Raw genomic sequence first — 19353 nt, forward strand, 5'->3', positions numbered from 1 at the left:
ATTAGAATATTAGCTCTATTTTATTGTACTTAAAAACTGCAGGAAGAGATTAAAGCACCTTACATTGCATAAGGTACTTTATTAAAAAAGTATTAACTTAAGACAGCCCACCAAATAATGTAAGCAACGCTATAAGTACTAAGTAAAATAATACATTACGCTTAACAAGTTTAATCATACAAGTGGCCTCGTAAGTACAGCCGTAATAACGCTTTTCAACTCGCTCTGCAGCAAGTGCAGTACATGTTACTACTTCGCGATTTGGAGATTTAAAGTTAAGTACGTAACGTAGCCAACAACTTGTGCCTTTATTAAAGTTACCTATTACTAAATAACCAAAGCTGGTGATGCGTGCAGGCAACCAGTCAAGCCAGAACAGTAGTTTATGTATAAGTTTAAAACGCTTAGCAAATATTACTTTATGATCTTCTCGTACTAAATCAGCTAAAGTACGTACCAGTGCATATAAAACTGCGCCCGGCGCACCTAAAACAACAAACCAAAAAATCACCGCACAGTAAAATCTAAAGTTTACCCATGCCAATGTTTGCCCAAAGGTTTCACCACCATCTTGATCATCAGTACGCTTTTGACCTATTTGCAGCGCATATAAAGATGCAGCAGTACCATCATCTCGCGTTAAGGCATTTAAGTAAGACTTATATAAAGCACGCTGCTTGGCACAACCAAAGCAAACCAAAAGCACAGCAATATTAATAGCTAACTGCCATAGTACAAAATCAGATAAACAATAAATAAACGCTATTGCTATTACTGGAAGTAACAGCCAAATTAAAAAGCCCGGAGCAGAACTAAATAAGCCTTTGTCACCTAGTAGCTTATTAGAGCGATTTAAATAACCATTTGTGTAATAGCTTATCTGCCAGTAATTAGACCGAGCTCCTAAACGCTCCAGAATTAATGCAATTATTATAGAAACTAAAATCATGGGAATAACTCTCTTAACTTAGTTGTTCAAGCATATTAAAAAACAATGGCCAATTAAAGCTACTGCCAGGATCGGTTTTACGTCCCGGGGCAATATCGCAATGCCCAACAATACGCGAAGGGGTAATTTTTGGATAGCGTTGTATTATAGATTTACTAAGTGTAGCTAATACTTCGTATTGCGCTAAAGAGTATGGCGTGGTGTCGGTACCTTCAAGCTCAATCCCAATGCTAAAGTTATTACAAGCAGATACGCCCTCAAACTCAGATTGCCCGGCATGCCAAGCACGTTTTTCAAAAGGCACGTATTGTATAACCTCACCGGTGCGCTTTATAAAGCAATGGGCCGACACACGTAAATTTTTTAAGTCACTAAAACTCGAGTGAGCATTGCAGTCAATGCTACCCATAAATAACTCATCAACAAAAGAGGTACCAAACTGCCCTGCTGGCAATGATATATTGTGAATAACCAATAAAGAAATATCAGCCTCATCAGGGCGTTCATCAAAATGCGAACAAGGCCGCTGCGCTACAGTACTTAAAACACCGTTTAAATCTATTTTCATGATACGTTTATTATATAAATATCAAGATATACATAGTACTGATGCTAAAGGATTTATTAAAACAATGATAGTAACAAACAGGTATAAAACCTTACCTGCAAATAATTCAAACCCACACGTAGGTGCTAATTTAAGTCCGCTCATGTTACGTAACTTTTAAAATTAAAAGCGAGGTATAAAACCTCACCTACAGATAATACAAACCCACACGTAGATACTAATTTACTATACGCGCTTATCTTTATATTGGTGAAAAGGCAATCGCTTCTCTTTCTTTTATAAACATAGTAAAATTTGCTTAATTTATTAACGCTTATGAGCATTCCATGTCTATTTCGCACACTCTTATTACTCAGCTTGTTACTCTAGCACTTAACGAAGATTTAAATTATCAAACCGCACAAGAAGGCGATATTACCGCGCAATTGATCCCTCAAAATGAGCAAGCAAACGCCAAAGTAATCACCCGCGAAGACTGTATTTTTTGCGGAAAAGACATCATCCTTGAAGTATTTAAACAAGTAGACCCAAGCGTTAAGGTTAATGTACTTATTAATGATGGCGACGCAGTTAAAGCAAACAGCACATTATTTACAGCCACTGGTTCAGCTCGTTCAATATTAACTGCCGAGCGAACTGCACTTAACTTTGTGCAAACGTTATCGGGCACAGCCACTACTACAGCACATTATGTAAAAGAGCTAAGCGGCACAACAACGCAACTACTCGATACACGCAAAACCATACCAGGCCTTAGAGCACTTCAAAAATACGCAGTAAAATGTGGCGGCGGTGCAAATCATCGTATTGGTTTATTTGACGCATTTTTAATTAAAGAAAATCATATAGCGGCTTGTGGCACAATAAACAAAGCCGTAACTCAGGCTAAACAAAATCACCCAAACAAACCTGTCGAAGTAGAAGTAGAGTCCCTCCCAGAACTTAAGCAAGCAATTGAAGCTGGCGCCGACATAATTATGCTAGACAACTTTAGCGTAGAGCAAATTAAGCAAGCTGTAATTTTAACCAATAAGCGCGCAAAACTAGAGGTTTCAGGCAATATGACCCTAGAAACGCTCAAAACTTATTCACAAGCAGGTGTCGATTTTATATCAAGCGGGGCATTAACAAAAAACTTACAATCAATCGATTTGTCGATGCGTTTTGAACAATTTTAAAGCAATAATGGGTAATTAATACCGCTAATTAATTGACAAGTTAAGTAAAAAAGCATTAAATAACCCAAAAGGCTTACTTTGTAACAAATTGTTAAATAAAATAGCTTTTTTATAATAAGATACGTGCTAAATACTAAAATAAAATGGTAGACTAATTCTGTTGTACTATTTTATTTAAAAAGGTAGTCATAAATAACTAGTACCTTTAGTTTTTAAAGACATAATTAAAAACTAAAGCAACTAAACTACTTACTTTATGCCTATACTATTTGTTGCTACAACATGTAGTGCATTTAGTAAACTTTTATAATTAGTACTAAACATAATGAATTCACATTCGGCTTTTGTGTTTCATACTCTAAAGCTAAAGTGTAATAAAATTAATTTTAAGTAAAACTGTAAAGTAAATCAGTTAAATTAAGTGAGGCATTTTGCCGCTTAAGTGATTTAAGTTACAAAAATCTATCCTTTAGGAGAGGAAACATGAAAACAATGACTCAAAAACAACAGGGTTTCACCCTAATTGAATTAATGATTGTAGTAGCAATCATCGGTATTCTTGCTGCAGTAGCATTACCTGCATACCAAGATTATACTGTTAAAGCTCGAGTTTCAGAATGTATCAATCTAATGAGTTCAGCAAAAACAACTGTTGCAATGAATGCATCAGAGGGCTCTGCTTTCAGTTCAGGTTTTACTGCCAATGGCGAAACTGAAAACTGTGAAGCTGTAAAGATTAGTGATACTACAGGTGAAATAAAAGTAAAAACTACAACTAAAGCTGGTGAAGTATCACTAACAATGACTCCAACATCTGGTAACGACGGAACTACTGCTGGTGCAGCACTTGTAGCTGGCACACCTCCATCAGGCCAAATTAGCTGGGAATGTAAAGTAGGTGCAGCTACTAGCAATAAATACGTTCCAAGCTCTTGTCAAATTTAATCTAAGTTAAAATTCTAAAAAGGTAGCTAATCTTAGCTACCTTTTTAATTGAAATTAACACTTGGAAATTATACATGGCAAAAAACTCAGGGAAAAATAAGCTAGATACATTTCAATGGATAGGTGTTAGCGCTCGAGGAAAACGTCTAGAAGGTGAACTATCAGGCAGTAGTATCGCTTTAGTAAAAGCACAGCTTAGAAAGCAAGGCATAACCCCATCAAAAGTAAAAAGAAAGCCAAAATCTTTATTTGGCTCGCGTATTCAAAAGATCACCCCTAAAGACATAGCCTTAGTAACCAGACAAATAGCAACTATGCTGATGGCAGGTGTACCACTAATTCAATCTATCGAAATGATAGGAACTGGGTCTACTAACAAAAGTGTGGCCAAGTTAATGGAAACCATTGCGGATGAAGTAAAAGCGGGCCAACCATTATCTACAGCCTTAAGAAAACATCCCCGCTATTTTGATGACTTATATTGCGACCTTGTAGCCTCTGGTGAGCAATCGGGTGCGCTTGATAAAATATTTGACCGTGTAGCCCTATATAAAGAAAAGTCTGAAGCGCTAAAAGCTAAAATTAAAAAAGCGATGTTTTACCCTATCGCAGTCTTAGTTATTGCGCTAATTGTTACCTCAATTTTGCTTATATTTGTAGTTCCTCAATTTCAAGAGATTTTCAATGGGTTTGGTGCAGAGCTGCCTGCATTTACTTTATTTGTAATTGGTATTTCTGATTTTATGCAAGAGTATTGGTGGGTTGCGCTAATTACCGTAGTTGCGGCAGGTTGGATATTTAAAGAGGCAAGTTTAAGAAGTTTAAAGCTCAGAGATGCTACAGACAGGGCTATACTAAAACTGCCTGTTATTGGCATGATTTTAAATAAAGCCGCTGTTGCTCGTTATGCGCGAACTCTTTCGACTACGTTTGCTGCAGGTGTGCCGCTGGTTGATGCGCTTGACTCTGCCGCAGGTGCTTCAGGTAACGCAGTGTACCGATATGCCATCTTAGATATTAAAGTTGAGGTTAGTTCTGGTAATCAGATGAACTGGGCAATGCGTAACTCAAAAATATTCCCTGATATGGTAATACAAATGGTCGCGATTGGTGAAGAATCTGGCTCACTAGACGGCATGCTTGCTAAAGTAGCGACTATTTACGAGCAAGAAGTTGATGATGCGGTAGACGGCCTTTCAAGCCTACTTGAGCCACTTATTATGGCTGTACTTGGCGTACTTGTTGGTGGCTTGATTGTTGCGATGTACTTACCTATTTTCCAACTTGGCTCTGTTATTTAATTACCAAGAATAACAATTTACAGGAAATAAAAGAGAGGCTTACTTTTTTGTTAAGGTATAGCTATTAATGCCTTCTCATTTACTCTCTTTCACTTCTCTTTGTGATAATAATTTCACTTAATTTTTAGACACTTAATCTTTTAGAACAGTTTTCAGGTAACATAATGCAAAGTATTATTGAAGTAATGCAAAGCCAGTTGTGGTTTTATTTAACCACTATTGGCTTAATTAGTTTATGTATTGGTAGTTTTTTAAATGTGGTTATTTATCGCTTACCGTTGATGATGCAACGTGAGTGGCAAAGCGAATGCCGCATATTGCTAGATGATGAGCTTTCAGCTAATAAATCTAAACAAGCCAATATCAATAAGCCTTTTAACTTAGTAAAACCCAACTCTACCTGCCCTAAATGCAAAACAGCCATTAAGCCTTGGCAGAATATTCCTATTATTAGTTGGTTAATACTTAAAGGTAAATGCGCAAGCTGCAGTAATCCTATTTCGGTCCGATACCCTGCTGTAGAGCTAATTACTGCCCTATTAAGTTTAATTGTTGCCTATAGCTTTGGTGCGACCGAGCAAGCCCTTTTATATATTTTTGTAACGTGGATATTGGTAGCTCTGACCTTTATTGATATTGACCACATGTTACTGCCAGATCAACTTACACTTCCGCTAGTATGGCTTGCACTTATTGCTTCTGTAATGGGTTACACAATTACACCAACCGATGCAATTATTGGTGCAGCTTGTGGTTATTTAAGTCTATGGAGCGTGTTTTGGCTATTTAAGTTATTAACCGGTAAAGAAGGCATGGGTTATGGCGACTTTAAACTACTCGCTGTATTTGGGGCATTACTTGGCTGGCAGTCATTACTTACTATTATTCTGCTTTCGAGCATAGTAGGTGCCATTATAGGTATTGCGCTGTTGAGCATACAAGGTAAAGACAAAGCGACCCCTATCCCTTTTGGCCCTTATTTAGCGATAGCAGGCTGGATCACTATGCTTTGGGGCAACCAAATTCAAGGCGCTTATTTTAATTTAATAGGTTATTAAAATGAGTGAGCAAATAACTAAAGTAAACAGCTGGGTATTAGGCTTAACAGGCGGTATTGGCTGTGGTAAAACGGCCATCAGTAACATGTTTGAAGAGCTTGGTATTACAATAGTTGATGCCGATATAATTGCGCGTGAAGTCGTACTCCCAAATAGCAAAGGGCTAAAAGCGATTACAGCACACTTTGGCAAAGATATTTTATTGCCTGATGGCACATTAAATAGAGCAGAATTGCGCGCAAAAATATTCACTAACAACAGTGACAAAGAATGGCTTAATGCGTTGCTACACCCTCTTATTCGGTTAAAAATACTAAACGATTTAAATAGTGCAACTAGCCCTTATGTTGTTTTAGTAGCGCCTTTATTATTTGAAAACAACCTTGATAAATATTGCGACCATACCTTACTTATTGACGTACCAAGCTGTGTACAAATAGCGCGTACAGCAAAACGTGACAACACAAGTCGTGAGCAAGTTAAAAGTATTATTGCCTCGCAAATGTCACGTGCCGATAAACAGCAAAAAGCGGATGATATTTTAAATAACGACCGTAGTTTAAACCTAGTGCATATAGAACTTGTTGATCTGCATAAAAAGTACCTACAATATGCATTACACAACAAAACTAACTCACATTAACACTGTCCTAACTCACACAAACTCGTATTTTAGTTAGTAAAATCACAACAAAGAATGAAAGGTGATGTAATCACCTTCTTTTTTCTGATAAATTGCTTACTATTGAAGGAATAAAACAGGTGCGCAATGAATATTAACTCACCGTTATTGAGAAAATTTATAACCCTTGGCCGCATTGATGCCGACACGGTTAAAAACAAACAAAATGAATTTGCCTCAACAGCTGAGCTTATTTCTAAATGTGGAAAAATCGATAGTAAAGATTTAGCTGAACAATGCATTGATTTGTTTCGCGTACCTTATTTTGATTTAAAAGACTTTGATCCTACAAGAATCCCGGCCGATCTCGTAAAAGAAAAACTTATACGTAAACATCATATTTTGCCGCTTGTTCAAAAAGATCGAAAAGTTTATATAGCAGCATCAGACCCAACAGATTACGGCGCATTCGAAAACTTTGAGTTTAGTACCGGTCTTTCATGCGAAATTGTTGTTGTTGATTATATTCAACTCGATAACAAAATTGAGCAGTTGCTAGATGCCACTGGCAGCTTAAATCTAACTGATGACGAGTTTCAAGAATTTGCTGATTTAGACTCAGAAAGCCAAAGAGATACAGCACCACAAGATGACGATAAAGATGATGCGCCTATCATCGTATATATCAACAAAATTTTAATGGATGCCATTAAAAAAGGCGCCTCTGATTTACATTTTGAACCGTATGAGCACAAGTACCGTATTCGCTTTCGTATTGATGGCATTTTGCATGAAGTGGCAAGCCCACCTAATACATTAGCAACCAAGCTTTCTGCGCGTATTAAAGTAATGTCGCGACTCGATATTGCCGAAAAACGCAAACCACAAGATGGTCGTATAAAGCTAAAAATTACTGAACGCAAAAGTATCGACTTTCGTGTAAGTACCATGCCTACCTTGTGGGGCGAAAAAATAGTAATGCGTATCCTTGATTCATCAAGCGCTATGTTAGGCATTGATGTATTAGGCTATGAGCCTGAGCAGAAAAAGCTCTACATGGACGCGCTTGCCCAGCCTCAAGGGATGATACTTGTAACAGGGCCAACGGGTTCTGGTAAAACAGTATCGCTATACACAGGTTTAAATATACTAAACCAACCTGAGCGTAATATTAGTACTGCGGAAGATCCGGTTGAGATTAACCTTGAAGGTGTAAACCAAGTACAAATAAATATTAAAGCCGACATGACTTTTGCCAACGCACTGCGCGCATTTTTACGTCAAGATCCTGATGTAGTTATGGTAGGTGAAATACGTGACTTAGAGACCGCAGAAATATCAATAAAAGCGGCGCAAACAGGTCACTTGGTTTTATCAACATTGCATACAAACTCAGCGCCGGAAACAATCACTCGTTTATTAAATATGGGTGTGCCTGCTTATAACGTAGCAAGTTCGATTAGCTTAATTATAGCCCAGCGTTTAGCACGTCGCTTGTGCCCTAAATGTAAAACGCCAGAACAACTTCCGAGTGAAGAACTGGCTCGCCAAGGATTTAGTGCCGAGCAAATTGAAGAAATGACGTTATATATGCCTAAAGGGTGTGATAGCTGTACTGATGGTTACAAAGGGCGTGTGGGTATTTACGAAGTAATGCAAATTACTCCTGAAATTGCCCAAATTATTATGCGCGGTGGAAATTCGCTTGAAATAGCAGAGGTATCACTTAAAGCCGGTTTTAATAATTTACGTTTATCGGGTTTACGCAAAGCAGCCGATGGCCTTACATCCCTTGGTGAAATAAACCGCGTAACCAATTTTTAAAGTCCCACAGTAAAAGATAAGGCTCTAAGCTCAGAGCCTTATAGCTAGAGACTCATATCTAAGTAATGTAATATGCACCAAAAATTTGTAGAGAGTAATTTATGCCTACTGTTGTAAACTGCCCAACCTGTAAAACTAAAGTTGAATGGTCAGAGCAAAGCCCATTTCGCCCTTTTTGCTCAAAGCGCTGCCAACTAATTGATTTAGGTGAATGGTCGTTCGAAAATAATAAAATTTCTGCACCAATCACCTCGGCACAAGAGTTTAGCCAAGACATGATAGAAGATATTGAGGCAATGATGGCTAAAAATGAAGATGACTTTTTTAAATAATTTATCTTCATAATGCCCTAAATACAAAAACCAGCATTACGCTGGTTTTTTAGTATTTACAAAAAAGTAAAATTAACTTTTTTGTTTACGGTGCTTTTTATTCATACGCTTTTGCATTTTAGCAAACTTCTCTTTTTGCTCAGCGTTAAGCACTTGCATTACTTGGTGTTGTGTTTTTAGTTTAATTAAACCAAATTGCTCACCTTTTGCATGACGTTCATTTAATAGCTCTTTTGCTGCATTTTCGTCAAATGTCGCAGCCGAAAGTAATGCATCCATTTTTGCTTTGTGCGCTTCACGCATCGCTTTACGGGCTTCTTTATCGTCGCCACGCAGAGCTTTCATTTGTGTTTTTTGCGCTTCAAAAATAGCCTTTAGCTTAGTTTGCTGCTCATCTGTTAGGTTTAATTTTTCAACGCCGCGCTCAGAAAGTAAAAAACGAGCTTGAGAATGGCCTTGCTTATGTCCGTCGCCTTTAGCTAACACGCTACCAGCACCAAGCGTTGCTGTTGCTAAGCCACAGATAAGTACTAATTTTGAAAGTGTGTTTAATTTAGTCATAATCATTACCTTAATATTGGGTTGGTTGTGGCTGCTAAGCCAGTGAGTTAACTATACCTAACTCAACGCAAAGTAACGCAAAGCAGTGTAAAGGTTGTGTAAAGATTCACCTTTGCACTATTTAGCGGGTAAAATAACGCTATAAACAACTCTAAGGGTTTGTAAATGAAACTATTAATGATTGATGATGACACTGGCCTTTGTGAGCTATTAAGTGAATATTTAACTGCCCAAGGGTTTGAAATACAAAGCGTACACGACGGTGAACAAGGCCTTAAACTAGCACAAGCAAATGACTACGCCCTTATATTGCTAGATGTAATGTTACCAACGCTTGATGGTTTTGAAGTACTTAAACAACTTAGGCAAACAAAACTCACACCGGTAATAATGCTTACAGCAAAAGGTGAAGACTTTGACCGTATTTTTGGTCTAGAGCTAGGCGCTGACGATTACATTCCAAAGCCTTTTAATCATCGTGAATTACTAGCCCGCGTAAAAGCGATAACTCGCCGTATAGAGCACATTAATAGTTTAAATATAGCTACAACGAGTAAGTTACTCGTTAATGGCATTACTGTTAACCTTGCAGCTCGAGAAGCCTCAATAGACGGCTCTACACTAACGCTTACTGGTACAGAGTACGAAATACTCACGCTATTGTGTAAAAATGCAGGTGAAGTGGTTAGTAAAGAGCAAATTAGTGAAGAAGTACTAGGTAGGCGCTTAGCTTCTTTTGATCGCTCTATCGATATGCATGTAAGTAATATCCGTAAAAAAATAGCAGAGCATATTCCAGGTGAGCGAATTAAAACAATGAGAGGTACGGGTTATGTCTTTATCCAAGGCGAATAAAAGCACTTACTTTGCTTGGTTAAAACACCCTGGGCACTACCTGTTTTTTAAAATATTTATTTGGTTTTGGTTAACTATAATCGGCACCGTTGCAGCGCTTATATTTTTAAGTAACATTACCGCTATTAACGCGGTAACTAACGAGCCGCTTTATGGCCCAATGAAAAAAAACTTAATATATACCGCCAAAAGTATTGAGCGCACTGCTATTAAACATAAGCGCAGCCTAGGCGATGTATTAGTACACCCTCGCCTATCAAAGCGTAAACTTTTATACTTAAGCGCAGCTCAAAGCGAAGACTCCCTTAGTAGTAAAGAGGTGCCAGAGAGCATCGACTTAAGTTTATTAAACTTTACTCAAAATATGTCACCACAAATTATTTTTACTGAAAAATATCAAGCCTTCGGCCCTGTTAATATAAACGTGCCTGAAGGGAGTTTTTATCTTTATGAAATAGATATTAACCATCAACCGCCGCTATTAATGCGCTTTAAGCTTATGCCTAATTGGATGAAAATAGTCATCGCAATTGTTGCCTCTCTTATTTTAAGCTTTGTATTTAGCCGTAACTTAATAGCCCCTATAAATAGTCTTAAAAAAGCAGCTATTAAACTATCAGCGGGCAACCTAAGCGCAAGAGCCGACATTTCTGTAAACCGAAAAGATGAGCTAGGAATACTTGGGCGAGACTTTAACAGTATGGCCAATCAGTTAGAGCTTTTAATTAGTTCACAAAAACGCTTATTAGCCGACATATCACATGAGTTACGCTCGCCCCTTACGCGTTTAAAAATGGCTACCGGTCTTGCGCAAATGCAAGCTAACGACGCTAGCCAATCGTATTTATTACGCATAGAAAAAGAAGCAAACCAACTTGATAAGATGATTGCAGACGTGCTGCAAGTTTCTCGCTTAGAAGCAAAAAGCCAAGCGCTTTCACTGCAAAAACAATCATTACAAATAATTGTAGATCACGTTATTAACGATGCGCAGTTTGAAGCAAAACAAAATAATAAGCAGCTAAATATAGTGGGCGCTGTAGAGGTAAATATTAATTGCGACGAAACACTTATTGCCAGTGCGCTTGAAAACCTACTTCGTAACGCTATTAAATACGCAAACAATACAATTAGCATTACTCTAAAGCACACAGATGCCATTTATATAGAAATATGTGATGATGGCTCTGGTGTGCCCGATGATCAACTGAGCAAGCTTTGTGAGCCCTTTTTTAGGCAATCAGATGCGCGGGATCGCGTAAGTGGTGGTACGGGTTTAGGGCTGGCGATTGCTAAAAATGCTATTACTGCGCATGGTGGCAGTTTAGTATTATCAAATAAAGAACTAGGTGGCTTGTGTGCTAATATAACCTTGCCATTAATAAAAGAGTAAAGCATGTTTTATAGTTCAGAAGCCCAGCTTGAGAGCAATCAAGAGGCCATTAATGTTTTTTATACTGAAAATTTAATTAAAAGCTACTTAGATACGCCATCAGGAAAGCTATTTTACGCATACGCAATCCCTAAAAACGCGACAACCGCAATAGTAGTAAGTACAGGGCGTATTGAAGGCCTAGAAAAATATAAAGAACTGCTATGGGAGCTGTATAGTAATAATTTTGCTGTGTTTATTATGGATCATCAAGGTCAGGGCCGCTCTTACAGGCACCTTAAAAATAAACATAAAGGCTTTGTAAAACATTATAATAACTACAGCAGTGACCTAAATAACTTTGATCAGCAAATAGTTTCAAAGCATTGGCAAGGTAAAAAAGTCATGCTAGCTCATTCAATGGGTGGCGCCATTGCTATTGATTATTTAGCAAAATTTGAAAATAGCTATAAAGGCGTGTTTTTGTCTGCTCCTATGTTTGATATTTTTACAAAAGACGTACCAAAAATACCAACGAAGTTTATTGTTAAATTAGCCACTTTACTTGGTTTACACTCTTGCTATGCATTTGGACAAGGCAACTACAACCCGATCCCATTTACCGAAAACGTACTTACTAGCAGTGAGAAGCGTTACACCTACTTTAGGCAAACCTATAAATTAGAACCTAACATACAATTAGGTGGCGTTACGTTTGGCTGGCTAGCAGCTACAATATCGTTTTTAAAGTCTGTTGATAACCTAAACGTATCAATCCCTTTGTTTATAGCAAGTGCAGCTAGCGATACAGTGGTAAACAACGAAGCACAGTACAGTATTGCAAAAAGGCATGCTCATGCAACGATTGAAAGTTTTGAAGGCGCTAAACACGAGCTACTTTTTGAACGTGACGAAATTCGAAAGCCGCTATTAACTAACTTTTATCAATTTTGTGAGTCGGTGACGGCTTAACAAGTACTGACAAAGGGTCGAGGTGGATCAGTATATCTACCTCAGACTCAAAACGTTCTTTGAGCATTGCCTCTACTTCATCAGCCACATTGTGCGCGCGAATCAAGCTTAAATGATCATCAAGCTCTAAGTGCATTTGAATAAACTTAACTTTTCCGCCTTGGCGAGTACGAATATCATGCACGCCATGCACATCAGCATGGGCTCTGGCTATGTCAAATATGCTTTGTTTTTCATCATCAGGTAGCTCTTTATCCATTAAATGATCGGCACTATCGCGAGCTATATCCCAGCTGTTATAAAGTAAGTAACCCGCTACACCTATTGCAAAAATAGGATCTGCATACAACACGCCATAATAAGCTAACAAAATAGCTAACAGCACAGCAGCGTTTAATATTAAATCGCCTTTGTAATGTACTGAGTCGGCTTTTATAGCAATTGAATCGGTATACTTAACCACTTTGTTTTGTACAAATACAATGACGAGCGTACACGCAATAGCAAAAATACTTACCCACACACCTAATAAAGAATGGCTTAACTGTATAGGGTTAAATAATCGCTCAATACCATGAAAAGCAAGTAGGCAACCTGATCCAGCAATAAATGCGGCTTGGCCAAGTCCTGCAAGTGCTTCAGCTTTTCCGTGCCCAAATCTATGGTCATCATCTGCTGGGCGCAGTGCGTAACCCAACACTAAAAAGCTCATAGCGGTGGCAGTAATATCCATTAACGAATCAGTTAACGAGCCAAGCATTGAAGCCGAGCCAGAAGCCAGCCAGGCCCATGTTTTTGCGCCGATCATTAAGCTAACCATGACCATGGTAACAATGCTGGAAGTTTTAACCCAAAATTCGTAGCTACGGTTATGCACGCGTGTATCCATTAATCACTGTATTGAATGTGTTGAGTATATCATTTTTTTAAAAGGTTTCGTGTATACTGCCCTTCGTCAAACTACAGATTATTTTATAAGGCTCATTATGCTGGATATTGTTTTATACCAACCTGAAATACCGCCTAACACAGGTAATATTATTCGCCTATGTGCCAATACTGGCTATGCATTACATTTAATTGAGCCATTAGGTTTTGAATGGGACGATAAACGCGTGAAACGTGCGGGCCTTGATTACCATGAATTTAGCCATGTTCAACGCCATGCCTCATTTGAGGACTACCTTGAGAAATGCAAACCTAAAAAAGTGTATGCCTGTACAACTAAAGGCAGTCAATTTCATCATGAAGCAAGTTACGAAGCTGGCGACTGCTTGGTATTTGGTCCTGAAACACGCGGCCTGCCTGATGAAATGATTCAAGCATTACCAAACGATCAGCGTGTACGTATTCCTATGCAAGCAAATAGTCGTAGTATGAACCTGTCAAATGCAGTCGCCGTGTTTGTTTACGAGTCGTGGCGTCAGTTGGGCTTCCCTAACGCCCAGTAAATATAATCCGTTAGGCAATAAAAAACCGACATAGTGTCGGTTTTTTAGTTAAGGCCTAGCTCAAGCGCTTATTCAGCGCGTTGTTCTCGTCCTAAAAGAGCCATAGCGGCTTCTTTCATGTCTTTATTTTCATAAAGTACTTTATAAATTTGCTCAGTGATTGGCATTTCTACGCCAGCACGCTGCGCTAGTAAGTACACTTCTTTAGTGTTTCTAAAGCCTTCAACTACTTGGCCAATAGACTCAATAGCAGCATCAACGCTCTCGCCTTTACCTAACGCCAAACCAAATCGACGATTACGTGATTGGTTATCTGTACAGGTTAGTATTAAATCACCAAGGCCTGCCATTCCCATAAAGGTTTCTGGCTTAGCACCCAAAGCACAGCCTAAACGAGTGAGCTCTGCAAGGCCTCGGGTAATGAGCGCGGTACGCGCATTAGCACCAAAACCTACACCGTCCGAAATACCGGCGCCAATTGCAATTACATTTTTAACCGCACCACCGAGCTGTATACCAATAAAGTCATCATTGTTATACACACGGAATGAGCGACCACAATGAAGTAAATCAGCCAGTTGCTGCGCAAATTCAGGTGACGTAGAAGACACTGAAATAGCTGTAGGTGACCCCATCGCCATTTCTTTTGCAAACGTAGGACCCGAAAGTACCGCAAGTGGTATGTCATCACCCAATTCTTGCAAAGCAACTTCTTGTAACAAACGTCCAGTATTAGGCTCAAGCCCTTTAGTTGCCCACGCTACTTTAGCACCCTCTTGCAATGCAGGTTTTATCTGCGCAAGCGTGTCGCCAAAAGCATGGCTTGGCACAACAACAAGTACAATAGCACTGCTAGCAACGGCATGTTGTAGGTTAGCTTCAAGAGTAAGAGTATCTGGGAAAGGAGCATCAGGTAAGTAACGTTGATTTTTCCGCTCAGCTGCAAGCGTGGCAACGTCGTCGCTATTTCTTCCCCAAAGTGTCACCTGGTGACCATTTCGGGCTAAACAAATAGCAAGGGCGGTGCCGTAAGACCCCGCCCCTAATACAGTAACAGCTGTAGTTGCTGTACTCATAAGTTATGCGTCTGCTGAAGCCTGGTCAGCTTGCGCAGTACGTTGTTGCATGTATTGTGCAAATAACGCATCAAAATTAACTGGCGCAAGGTTAAGCTGTGGGAAAGTACCACGGTTAACAAGATTTGAAACAGCTTCACGTGCATATGGAAATAATACGTTAGGACAAAATGCACCTAGCATGTGCGCAAGTTGCACTTCTTCAACTTCAGCAATAGTAAAAATACCTGCTTGTTGAATTTCACATAAGAACGCAGTTTCTTCACCAATAGATGCAGTTACAGTTAGCGCTAAAACAACTTCAAATACACCTTCGTCCAACTTGTTTGAGCGTGTATCTAGGTCTAGCTTAACTTCTGGTGTCCATTCTTTTTGAAAGATGGCCGGAGAGTTTGGCGTTTCAAACGATACATCTTTAGTGTAAATGCGTTGAATAGTAAATTGTGCGCCAGCTTCTGCAGCTGCTACGTTTTGATTTTCTTCGTTCATTGTTATTCCTAACTTGTTCGTTATTATAATTAAATTAAGCGTTTAGCTTAGCGTCAAGTTTACCTTGCGCTTCAATAGCCATCATGTCGTCGCAGCCACCGATATGTTCATCATTAATAAAAATTTGCGGTACTGTGCTTGCACCACCTGCTTTGGCAATCATTTCATCGCGTAGCTCAGGCTGCACACCAATATCATAATTTGTGTATTCAACGCCTTTGCTGTTTAAAAGCGAAAGAGCACGCTGACAAAATGGACAATACGCCTTGGTGTATAAAACAACATTACTCATAATAAATCCTCTATCGGCCTAGCTAAACTGATTAGCGACCTGTTGTAGTTGGTAAGCTGGCAGATTGCCACGCACCCATGCCACCTGCTAATAAGTAAACTCGTTCAAAACCAGCTTTACTCATAGCGGCTGCAGTACCTTGGGCAGTCATACCTGTAGTACATACAACTATAATGGGTTTAGTCTTGTACTTTTCAAGGCTTGAAAAGTCAGATTTTTTCGCATTCTCTGGGCTTAAGTGCTCAGCACCAGAAATACGCCCTGCATTAAACTCTTTTTGCGCACGTATATCGATTACTTGACCGTCATCACGGTTAATAAGTAACGTAAGCTGCTGGGGATTTATTTGACGAACAGCTGAAAGCTTACTTTTTATCCAGCCACTAACAATAAGGAAAACAATACCAACCCAAGCAAGGCTTAAAATGGGATGATTTGTAATAAATTCAATATATTGTTCCATTCTACTTCCACTATGAAATTATGTTTTAAAACGTGATGTTTTAAGGATTTTGTACTTTAGCCACGCAAGTATACCCAAACCAACCTAAAATGCGAGTTTAGGAGCACTTAGAGGCGTTTAAAAAACGATAAAGCCCCCCATATATAGTTAACAAGAACTCTGGATAATAAATCTATCTCAAGCAGAGTTCAGGTTAGTCAATGAGGTATAAGTGAAAAAATTTAATATCTTGTTTTCAATGCTGATCCTAGCTTAAAAACACGGTATGCTAAAACCACGCTAATAAACCTTTTTAGGTGCACAGTATCCATCAACAGATACTAATTTTCAGGAGCTATTATGACAGAGCATAAAAAACCACTGGTATTAATGATTTTAGACGGTTGGGGACACCGCGAAGATACGCAAAGTAATGCTATTCTTGCAGCTAACACACCTGTATTAGACAACTTATGGGCCACCCGCCCACACACATTAATATCGGCTTCGGGTTTAGATGTTGGTCTTCCTGATGGTCAAATGGGTAACTCAGAAGTTGGCCATGTAAACTTAGGTGCAGGGCGCATTGTGTATCAAGATTTTACCCGTATCACCAAAGCAATTAACGATGGCGAGTTTGATTCAACCCCAGCCTTAGTTGAAAACATAGACAAAGCAGTAAGTGCTGGTAAAGCGGTTCACATAATGGGTCTTTTAAGCCCAGGTGGTGTGCATAGCCATGAAGATCATATAGTTGCAAGTATTGAGCTGGCGGCAAAACGTGGTGCTAAAGAAGTCTATTTCCATGCATTTTTAGACGGCCGTGACACACCTCCACGTAGCGCAAAAGCATCAATTGAACGAATTGAAGCGTTATTTAGTAAACTTAAGTGCGGACGTTTAGCATCACTTATTGGCCGTTACTACGCAATGGACAGAGACAACCGTTGGAACCGTGTAGAAAAAGCTTACAACGTAATGACGCTCGCCGAAGGCGACTTTAATTTTGATAATGGTGTTGAAGCACTTAATGCAGCGTACGAGCGCGACGAAAACGACGAGTTTGTAGCAGCTACGACTATTACGCCAACAGGTGCCACTCCGGCTTCAATAAACGATGGCGACACCGTTATTTTTGCTAACTTTAGAGCAGATAGAGCCCGCGAAATTACCCGCGCTTTTGTTGAGCCTGAATTTGATGGTTTTACTAAAAAAAGAACGCCAGAGCTTAGCGCATTTGTAATGATGACAGAGTATGCAGCCGATATAGACGCACCTGTTGCATTTGGACCTACACCACTAATAAACGTACTTGGTGAATGGTTTGAAAAAAATAATAAAACACAGCTTCGTATTTCAGAAACCGAAAAATACGCACACGTTACATTTTTCTTTAGTGGCGGACGTGAAAGCGAATTTAAAGGTGAAACACGCGAGCTAATTCCTTCGCCGCAAGTAGCAACCTACGACCTACAACCTGAAATGAACTCAGAAATGCTAACCGACAAACTAGTAGAAGCAATTAAAAGCGGTAAATACGATGCTATTATTTGTAACTACCCTAATGGCGATATGGTTGGTCACTCAGGTGTATTTGAAGCCGCTGTTAAAGCTTGTGAAGCTGTAGATAGCTGTATCGGACGTGTTGTTGATGCGCTAGAAGAGTTTGGTGGTGAAGCACTAATTACAGCCGATCATGGTAATGCTGAGCAAATGGCTGATCTCAAAACAGGCCAAGCACATACTGCCCACACTAGCGAACCGGTGCATTTTATTTATGTTGGTCGCGATGCAGAGCCAATGCAAGGTAAAGCCTTGAGTGATGTAGCCCCAACAATGCTTCACTTAATGGGTATGGAGCAACCAAAAGAAATGACTGGTACGCCTATCATGATGTTGAAATAACACATGAACAAACGTATTAACCGGTTAATTAAGTGCGGTTTGATACTAACTTCATTAGTGGCTGCATCTGCAGTTGCTAATGAAGATCGTACTAAAAAAGACTTATCAGAGGTTCAAAATGCACTTGAGCAAAGCCAAGCTGAATATAACGCCCAAAGAAAAAAAATAGCGTCGCTACAAAAAAATCTAAAAAGCCATGAACTCGATATAGCTAAAAATGCTAAAGCACTTAACATGGCAGAGCAATCCGTAAAAGAGACTAAAACACAGCAAAAAGAGTTACAAAGTAAAGCCGATGAGCTTGATAAAAAACACACTCAGTTTCAGAAAATTTTAGCCGCGCAACTCAAAAGTGCCTATATGGCCGGTGGCGACGACTACTCTAAAATGCTGTTGAATCAAGAAGACACAGCCAAGTTTGAGCGCACACTTAGCTATTACAATTACTTAAATAAAGCCCGTATTGAACAAATCGAAGATCTAAAAGATCTTCAACAGCAAATAGTACAAAACCAAGAAGAGCTCGTTAAAACGCAAGAAAAACTAGAGCTTTTATTTGATGAACAAAAAAGGCGCCAAACTGCATTACTTAATGCACAAAGTGAACGCCAAGCTAATCTTAAAAACTTACAAGCTCAGCTCAACAGCACTAAAAGCTCAATAAATTATTTAAAAGAAAACCAACAAACTTTAGTAACAACGATTAAAGAGCTCGAAAAAGAAAAAACACAAAAAATAGAATTACTTGGCCTAAATAAGAGCAAGGGCAAATTAGACTGGCCGAGCAAAGGCAAGTTAGAGCACACATTCGGCCAACGTAAGCATGGTGGTATTGATTGGAAAGGCGTGTTAATTGGTGCAAAAGAAGGCACTAATATTAATAGCGTGCACAACGGCCAAGTTGTATTTGCCGATTGGCTAAAAGGTTATGGATGGGTAATTGTTGTAGACCATGGTGAAGGTTTTATGAGCCTATATGGCCACGCTCAAACGCTACTAAGAGATGTAGGGGATATGGTACGTGAAGGCGAAACCCTCGCTTTAGTAGGCCAAAGCGGCGGACAGGCAAGTTCTGGTCTATACTTTGAAATACGGCACAAAGGACGCGCAGTAAATCCTGTAAAATGGTGCAAACGTATTTAATTAGATAAATCGCTGCAC

At 39.2% G+C, this 19353-nt stretch carries 21 protein-coding genes; 13 read left to right on the plus strand and 8 right to left on the minus strand.

Annotated features, from left to right (window positions below; translation table 11 throughout):
* Positions 1-97: 97 nt before the first annotated feature.
* Both ampE and ampD read right to left on the minus strand, forming a co-directional pair.
* Positions 98-949: a beta-lactamase regulator AmpE gene (gene ampE / locus H5088_RS03720; protein WP_182752225.1), complete on the minus strand. Its 852-nt coding sequence runs from the start codon at positions 947-949 to the stop codon at positions 98-100.
* 13 nt (positions 950-962) lie between these two features.
* Positions 963-1517, minus strand: coding sequence for a 1,6-anhydro-N-acetylmuramyl-L-alanine amidase AmpD (ampD, locus tag H5088_RS03725; RefSeq protein ID WP_182752226.1), 555 nt, complete (start codon positions 1515-1517; stop codon positions 963-965).
* Between the two features lie 326 nt (positions 1518-1843).
* Between ampD and nadC the strand changes: the two genes are divergently transcribed.
* From nadC to yacG, 7 genes are all read left to right on the plus strand, one after another.
* Positions 1844-2695 carry a carboxylating nicotinate-nucleotide diphosphorylase gene (gene nadC / locus H5088_RS03730; RefSeq protein ID WP_182752227.1) on the plus strand — a complete coding sequence of 284 codons (852 nt, stop codon included), beginning with the start codon at positions 1844-1846 and terminating at the stop codon, positions 2693-2695.
* 483 nt (positions 2696-3178) lie between these two features.
* Positions 3179-3640 (plus strand): pilin, encoded by a 462-nt coding sequence (locus tag H5088_RS03735; RefSeq protein WP_310737271.1) that lies wholly within the window; start codon positions 3179-3181, stop codon positions 3638-3640.
* Positions 3641-3714: 74 nt separating this feature from the next.
* Positions 3715-4941: a type II secretion system F family protein gene (locus H5088_RS03740; RefSeq protein WP_182752228.1), complete on the plus strand. Its 1227-nt coding sequence runs from the start codon at positions 3715-3717 to the stop codon at positions 4939-4941.
* A 164-nt stretch (positions 4942-5105) separates the two neighbouring features.
* The gene (locus tag H5088_RS03745; protein ID WP_182752229.1) at positions 5106-5999 is read left to right on the plus strand and encodes an A24 family peptidase; all 894 of its coding nucleotides are present in this window, start codon (positions 5106-5108) and stop codon (positions 5997-5999) included.
* Between the two features lies 1 nt (position 6000).
* The gene (coaE, locus tag H5088_RS03750; RefSeq protein ID WP_182695578.1) at positions 6001-6642 is read left to right on the plus strand and encodes a dephospho-CoA kinase; all 642 of its coding nucleotides are present in this window, start codon (positions 6001-6003) and stop codon (positions 6640-6642) included.
* A gap of 126 nt (positions 6643-6768) precedes the next feature.
* Positions 6769-8445, plus strand: a complete 1677-nt coding sequence (gene pilB, locus H5088_RS03755) for a type IV-A pilus assembly ATPase PilB (RefSeq protein ID WP_002957773.1) — start codon at positions 6769-6771, stop codon at positions 8443-8445.
* A gap of 101 nt (positions 8446-8546) precedes the next feature.
* Complete coding sequence (gene yacG / locus H5088_RS03760) at positions 8547-8777, plus strand: DNA gyrase inhibitor YacG (protein ID WP_024597564.1); 231 nt, start codon at positions 8547-8549, stop codon at positions 8775-8777.
* A gap of 72 nt (positions 8778-8849) precedes the next feature.
* Here the strand turns inward: yacG and H5088_RS03765 are convergent, their stop codons facing one another.
* On the minus strand, positions 8850-9338 hold the full coding sequence (locus H5088_RS03765; RefSeq protein WP_002957775.1) for a periplasmic heavy metal sensor: 489 nt from the start codon (positions 9336-9338) through the stop codon (positions 8850-8852).
* A gap of 165 nt (positions 9339-9503) precedes the next feature.
* Here H5088_RS03765 and H5088_RS03770 point away from each other — a divergent pair, with 165 nt between their 5' ends.
* From H5088_RS03770 to H5088_RS03780, 3 genes are read left to right on the plus strand one after another with little or no spacing between them, the layout of a single operon-like run.
* Positions 9504-10193, plus strand: a complete 690-nt coding sequence (locus H5088_RS03770; RefSeq protein ID WP_182692886.1) for a response regulator — start codon at positions 9504-9506, stop codon at positions 10191-10193.
* Entirely contained in the window at positions 10171-11586 is a 1416-nt protein-coding gene (locus tag H5088_RS03775; RefSeq protein WP_182752230.1) for an ATP-binding protein, read from the plus strand. The genes H5088_RS03770 and H5088_RS03775 overlap by 23 nt, the downstream gene beginning before the upstream one ends.
* Before the next feature lie 3 nt (positions 11587-11589).
* Complete coding sequence (locus tag H5088_RS03780; RefSeq protein WP_182752231.1) at positions 11590-12537, plus strand: alpha/beta fold hydrolase; 948 nt, start codon at positions 11590-11592, stop codon at positions 12535-12537.
* Here the strand turns inward: H5088_RS03780 and H5088_RS03785 are convergent.
* Complete coding sequence (locus H5088_RS03785; protein ID WP_076914922.1) at positions 12500-13363, minus strand: cation diffusion facilitator family transporter; 864 nt, start codon at positions 13361-13363, stop codon at positions 12500-12502. The genes H5088_RS03780 and H5088_RS03785 overlap by 38 nt on opposite strands.
* Positions 13364-13523: 160 nt before the next feature.
* On the opposite strand from H5088_RS03785, the gene trmL reads away from it, so the two are divergent.
* Positions 13524-13988, plus strand: coding sequence for a tRNA (uridine(34)/cytosine(34)/5-carboxymethylaminomethyluridine(34)-2'-O)-methyltransferase TrmL (trmL, locus tag H5088_RS03790; RefSeq protein WP_002957780.1), 465 nt, complete (start codon positions 13524-13526; stop codon positions 13986-13988).
* Between the two features lie 68 nt (positions 13989-14056).
* Here the strand turns inward: trmL and gpsA are convergent, their stop codons facing one another.
* From gpsA to H5088_RS03810, 4 genes are read right to left on the minus strand one after another with little or no spacing between them, the layout of a single operon-like run.
* Positions 14057-15064: an NAD(P)H-dependent glycerol-3-phosphate dehydrogenase gene (gpsA, locus tag H5088_RS03795; RefSeq protein WP_024597561.1), complete on the minus strand. Its 1008-nt coding sequence runs from the start codon at positions 15062-15064 to the stop codon at positions 14057-14059.
* Between the two features lie 3 nt (positions 15065-15067).
* Positions 15068-15553, minus strand: a complete 486-nt coding sequence (secB, locus tag H5088_RS03800; protein WP_002957782.1) for a protein-export chaperone SecB — start codon at positions 15551-15553, stop codon at positions 15068-15070.
* A gap of 34 nt (positions 15554-15587) precedes the next feature.
* Positions 15588-15845 (minus strand): glutaredoxin 3, encoded by a 258-nt coding sequence (gene grxC, locus H5088_RS03805; protein ID WP_002957783.1) that lies wholly within the window; start codon positions 15843-15845, stop codon positions 15588-15590.
* 31 nt (positions 15846-15876) lie between these two features.
* Positions 15877-16308 carry a rhodanese-like domain-containing protein gene (locus H5088_RS03810; RefSeq protein ID WP_024604567.1) on the minus strand — a complete coding sequence of 144 codons (432 nt, stop codon included), beginning with the start codon at positions 16306-16308 and terminating at the stop codon, positions 15877-15879.
* A 339-nt stretch (positions 16309-16647) separates the two neighbouring features.
* Here H5088_RS03810 and gpmM point away from each other — a divergent pair, with 339 nt between their 5' ends.
* Positions 16648-18192 carry a 2,3-bisphosphoglycerate-independent phosphoglycerate mutase gene (gene gpmM / locus H5088_RS03815; protein WP_002957786.1) on the plus strand — a complete coding sequence of 515 codons (1545 nt, stop codon included), beginning with the start codon at positions 16648-16650 and terminating at the stop codon, positions 18190-18192.
* A gap of 3 nt (positions 18193-18195) precedes the next feature.
* Positions 18196-19335 carry a murein hydrolase activator EnvC gene (locus H5088_RS03820; protein ID WP_024603730.1) on the plus strand — a complete coding sequence of 380 codons (1140 nt, stop codon included), beginning with the start codon at positions 18196-18198 and terminating at the stop codon, positions 19333-19335.
* Positions 19336-19353 lie beyond the last annotated feature (18 nt).

This window comes from Pseudoalteromonas sp. SR43-3, from assembly GCF_014163875.1.
Lineage (GTDB): Bacteria > Pseudomonadota > Gammaproteobacteria > Enterobacterales > Alteromonadaceae > Pseudoalteromonas > Pseudoalteromonas distincta.

What these genes read in the sequence shown, in the direction of transcription:
- ampE (WP_182752225.1), bottom strand. Translation starts at nt 949, where the DNA reads ATGATTTTAGTTTCTATAATAATTGCATTAATTCTGGAGCGTTTAGGA.
- ampD (WP_182752226.1), bottom strand. Translation starts at nt 1,517, where the DNA reads ATGAAAATAGATTTAAACGGTGTTTTAAGTACTGTAGCGCAGCGGCCT.
- nadC (WP_182752227.1), top strand. Translation starts at nt 1,844, where the DNA reads ATGTCTATTTCGCACACTCTTATTACTCAGCTTGTTACTCTAGCACTT.
- H5088_RS03735 (WP_310737271.1), top strand. Translation starts at nt 3,179, where the DNA reads ATGAAAACAATGACTCAAAAACAACAGGGTTTCACCCTAATTGAATTA.
- H5088_RS03740 (WP_182752228.1), top strand. Translation starts at nt 3,715, where the DNA reads ATGGCAAAAAACTCAGGGAAAAATAAGCTAGATACATTTCAATGGATA.
- H5088_RS03745 (WP_182752229.1), top strand. Translation starts at nt 5,106, where the DNA reads ATGCAAAGTATTATTGAAGTAATGCAAAGCCAGTTGTGGTTTTATTTA.
- coaE (WP_182695578.1), top strand. Translation starts at nt 6,001, where the DNA reads ATGAGTGAGCAAATAACTAAAGTAAACAGCTGGGTATTAGGCTTAACA.
- pilB (WP_002957773.1), top strand. Translation starts at nt 6,769, where the DNA reads ATGAATATTAACTCACCGTTATTGAGAAAATTTATAACCCTTGGCCGC.
- yacG (WP_024597564.1), top strand. Translation starts at nt 8,547, where the DNA reads ATGCCTACTGTTGTAAACTGCCCAACCTGTAAAACTAAAGTTGAATGG.
- H5088_RS03765 (WP_002957775.1), bottom strand. Translation starts at nt 9,338, where the DNA reads ATGACTAAATTAAACACACTTTCAAAATTAGTACTTATCTGTGGCTTA.
- H5088_RS03770 (WP_182692886.1), top strand. Translation starts at nt 9,504, where the DNA reads ATGAAACTATTAATGATTGATGATGACACTGGCCTTTGTGAGCTATTA.
- H5088_RS03775 (WP_182752230.1), top strand. Translation starts at nt 10,171, where the DNA reads ATGTCTTTATCCAAGGCGAATAAAAGCACTTACTTTGCTTGGTTAAAA.
- H5088_RS03780 (WP_182752231.1), top strand. Translation starts at nt 11,590, where the DNA reads ATGTTTTATAGTTCAGAAGCCCAGCTTGAGAGCAATCAAGAGGCCATT.
- H5088_RS03785 (WP_076914922.1), bottom strand. Translation starts at nt 13,363, where the DNA reads ATGGTCATGGTTAGCTTAATGATCGGCGCAAAAACATGGGCCTGGCTG.
- trmL (WP_002957780.1), top strand. Translation starts at nt 13,524, where the DNA reads ATGCTGGATATTGTTTTATACCAACCTGAAATACCGCCTAACACAGGT.
- gpsA (WP_024597561.1), bottom strand. Translation starts at nt 15,064, where the DNA reads ATGAGTACAGCAACTACAGCTGTTACTGTATTAGGGGCGGGGTCTTAC.
- secB (WP_002957782.1), bottom strand. Translation starts at nt 15,553, where the DNA reads ATGAACGAAGAAAATCAAAACGTAGCAGCTGCAGAAGCTGGCGCACAA.
- grxC (WP_002957783.1), bottom strand. Translation starts at nt 15,845, where the DNA reads ATGAGTAATGTTGTTTTATACACCAAGGCGTATTGTCCATTTTGTCAG.
- H5088_RS03810 (WP_024604567.1), bottom strand. Translation starts at nt 16,308, where the DNA reads ATGGAACAATATATTGAATTTATTACAAATCATCCCATTTTAAGCCTT.
- gpmM (WP_002957786.1), top strand. Translation starts at nt 16,648, where the DNA reads ATGACAGAGCATAAAAAACCACTGGTATTAATGATTTTAGACGGTTGG.
- H5088_RS03820 (WP_024603730.1), top strand. Translation starts at nt 18,196, where the DNA reads ATGAACAAACGTATTAACCGGTTAATTAAGTGCGGTTTGATACTAACT.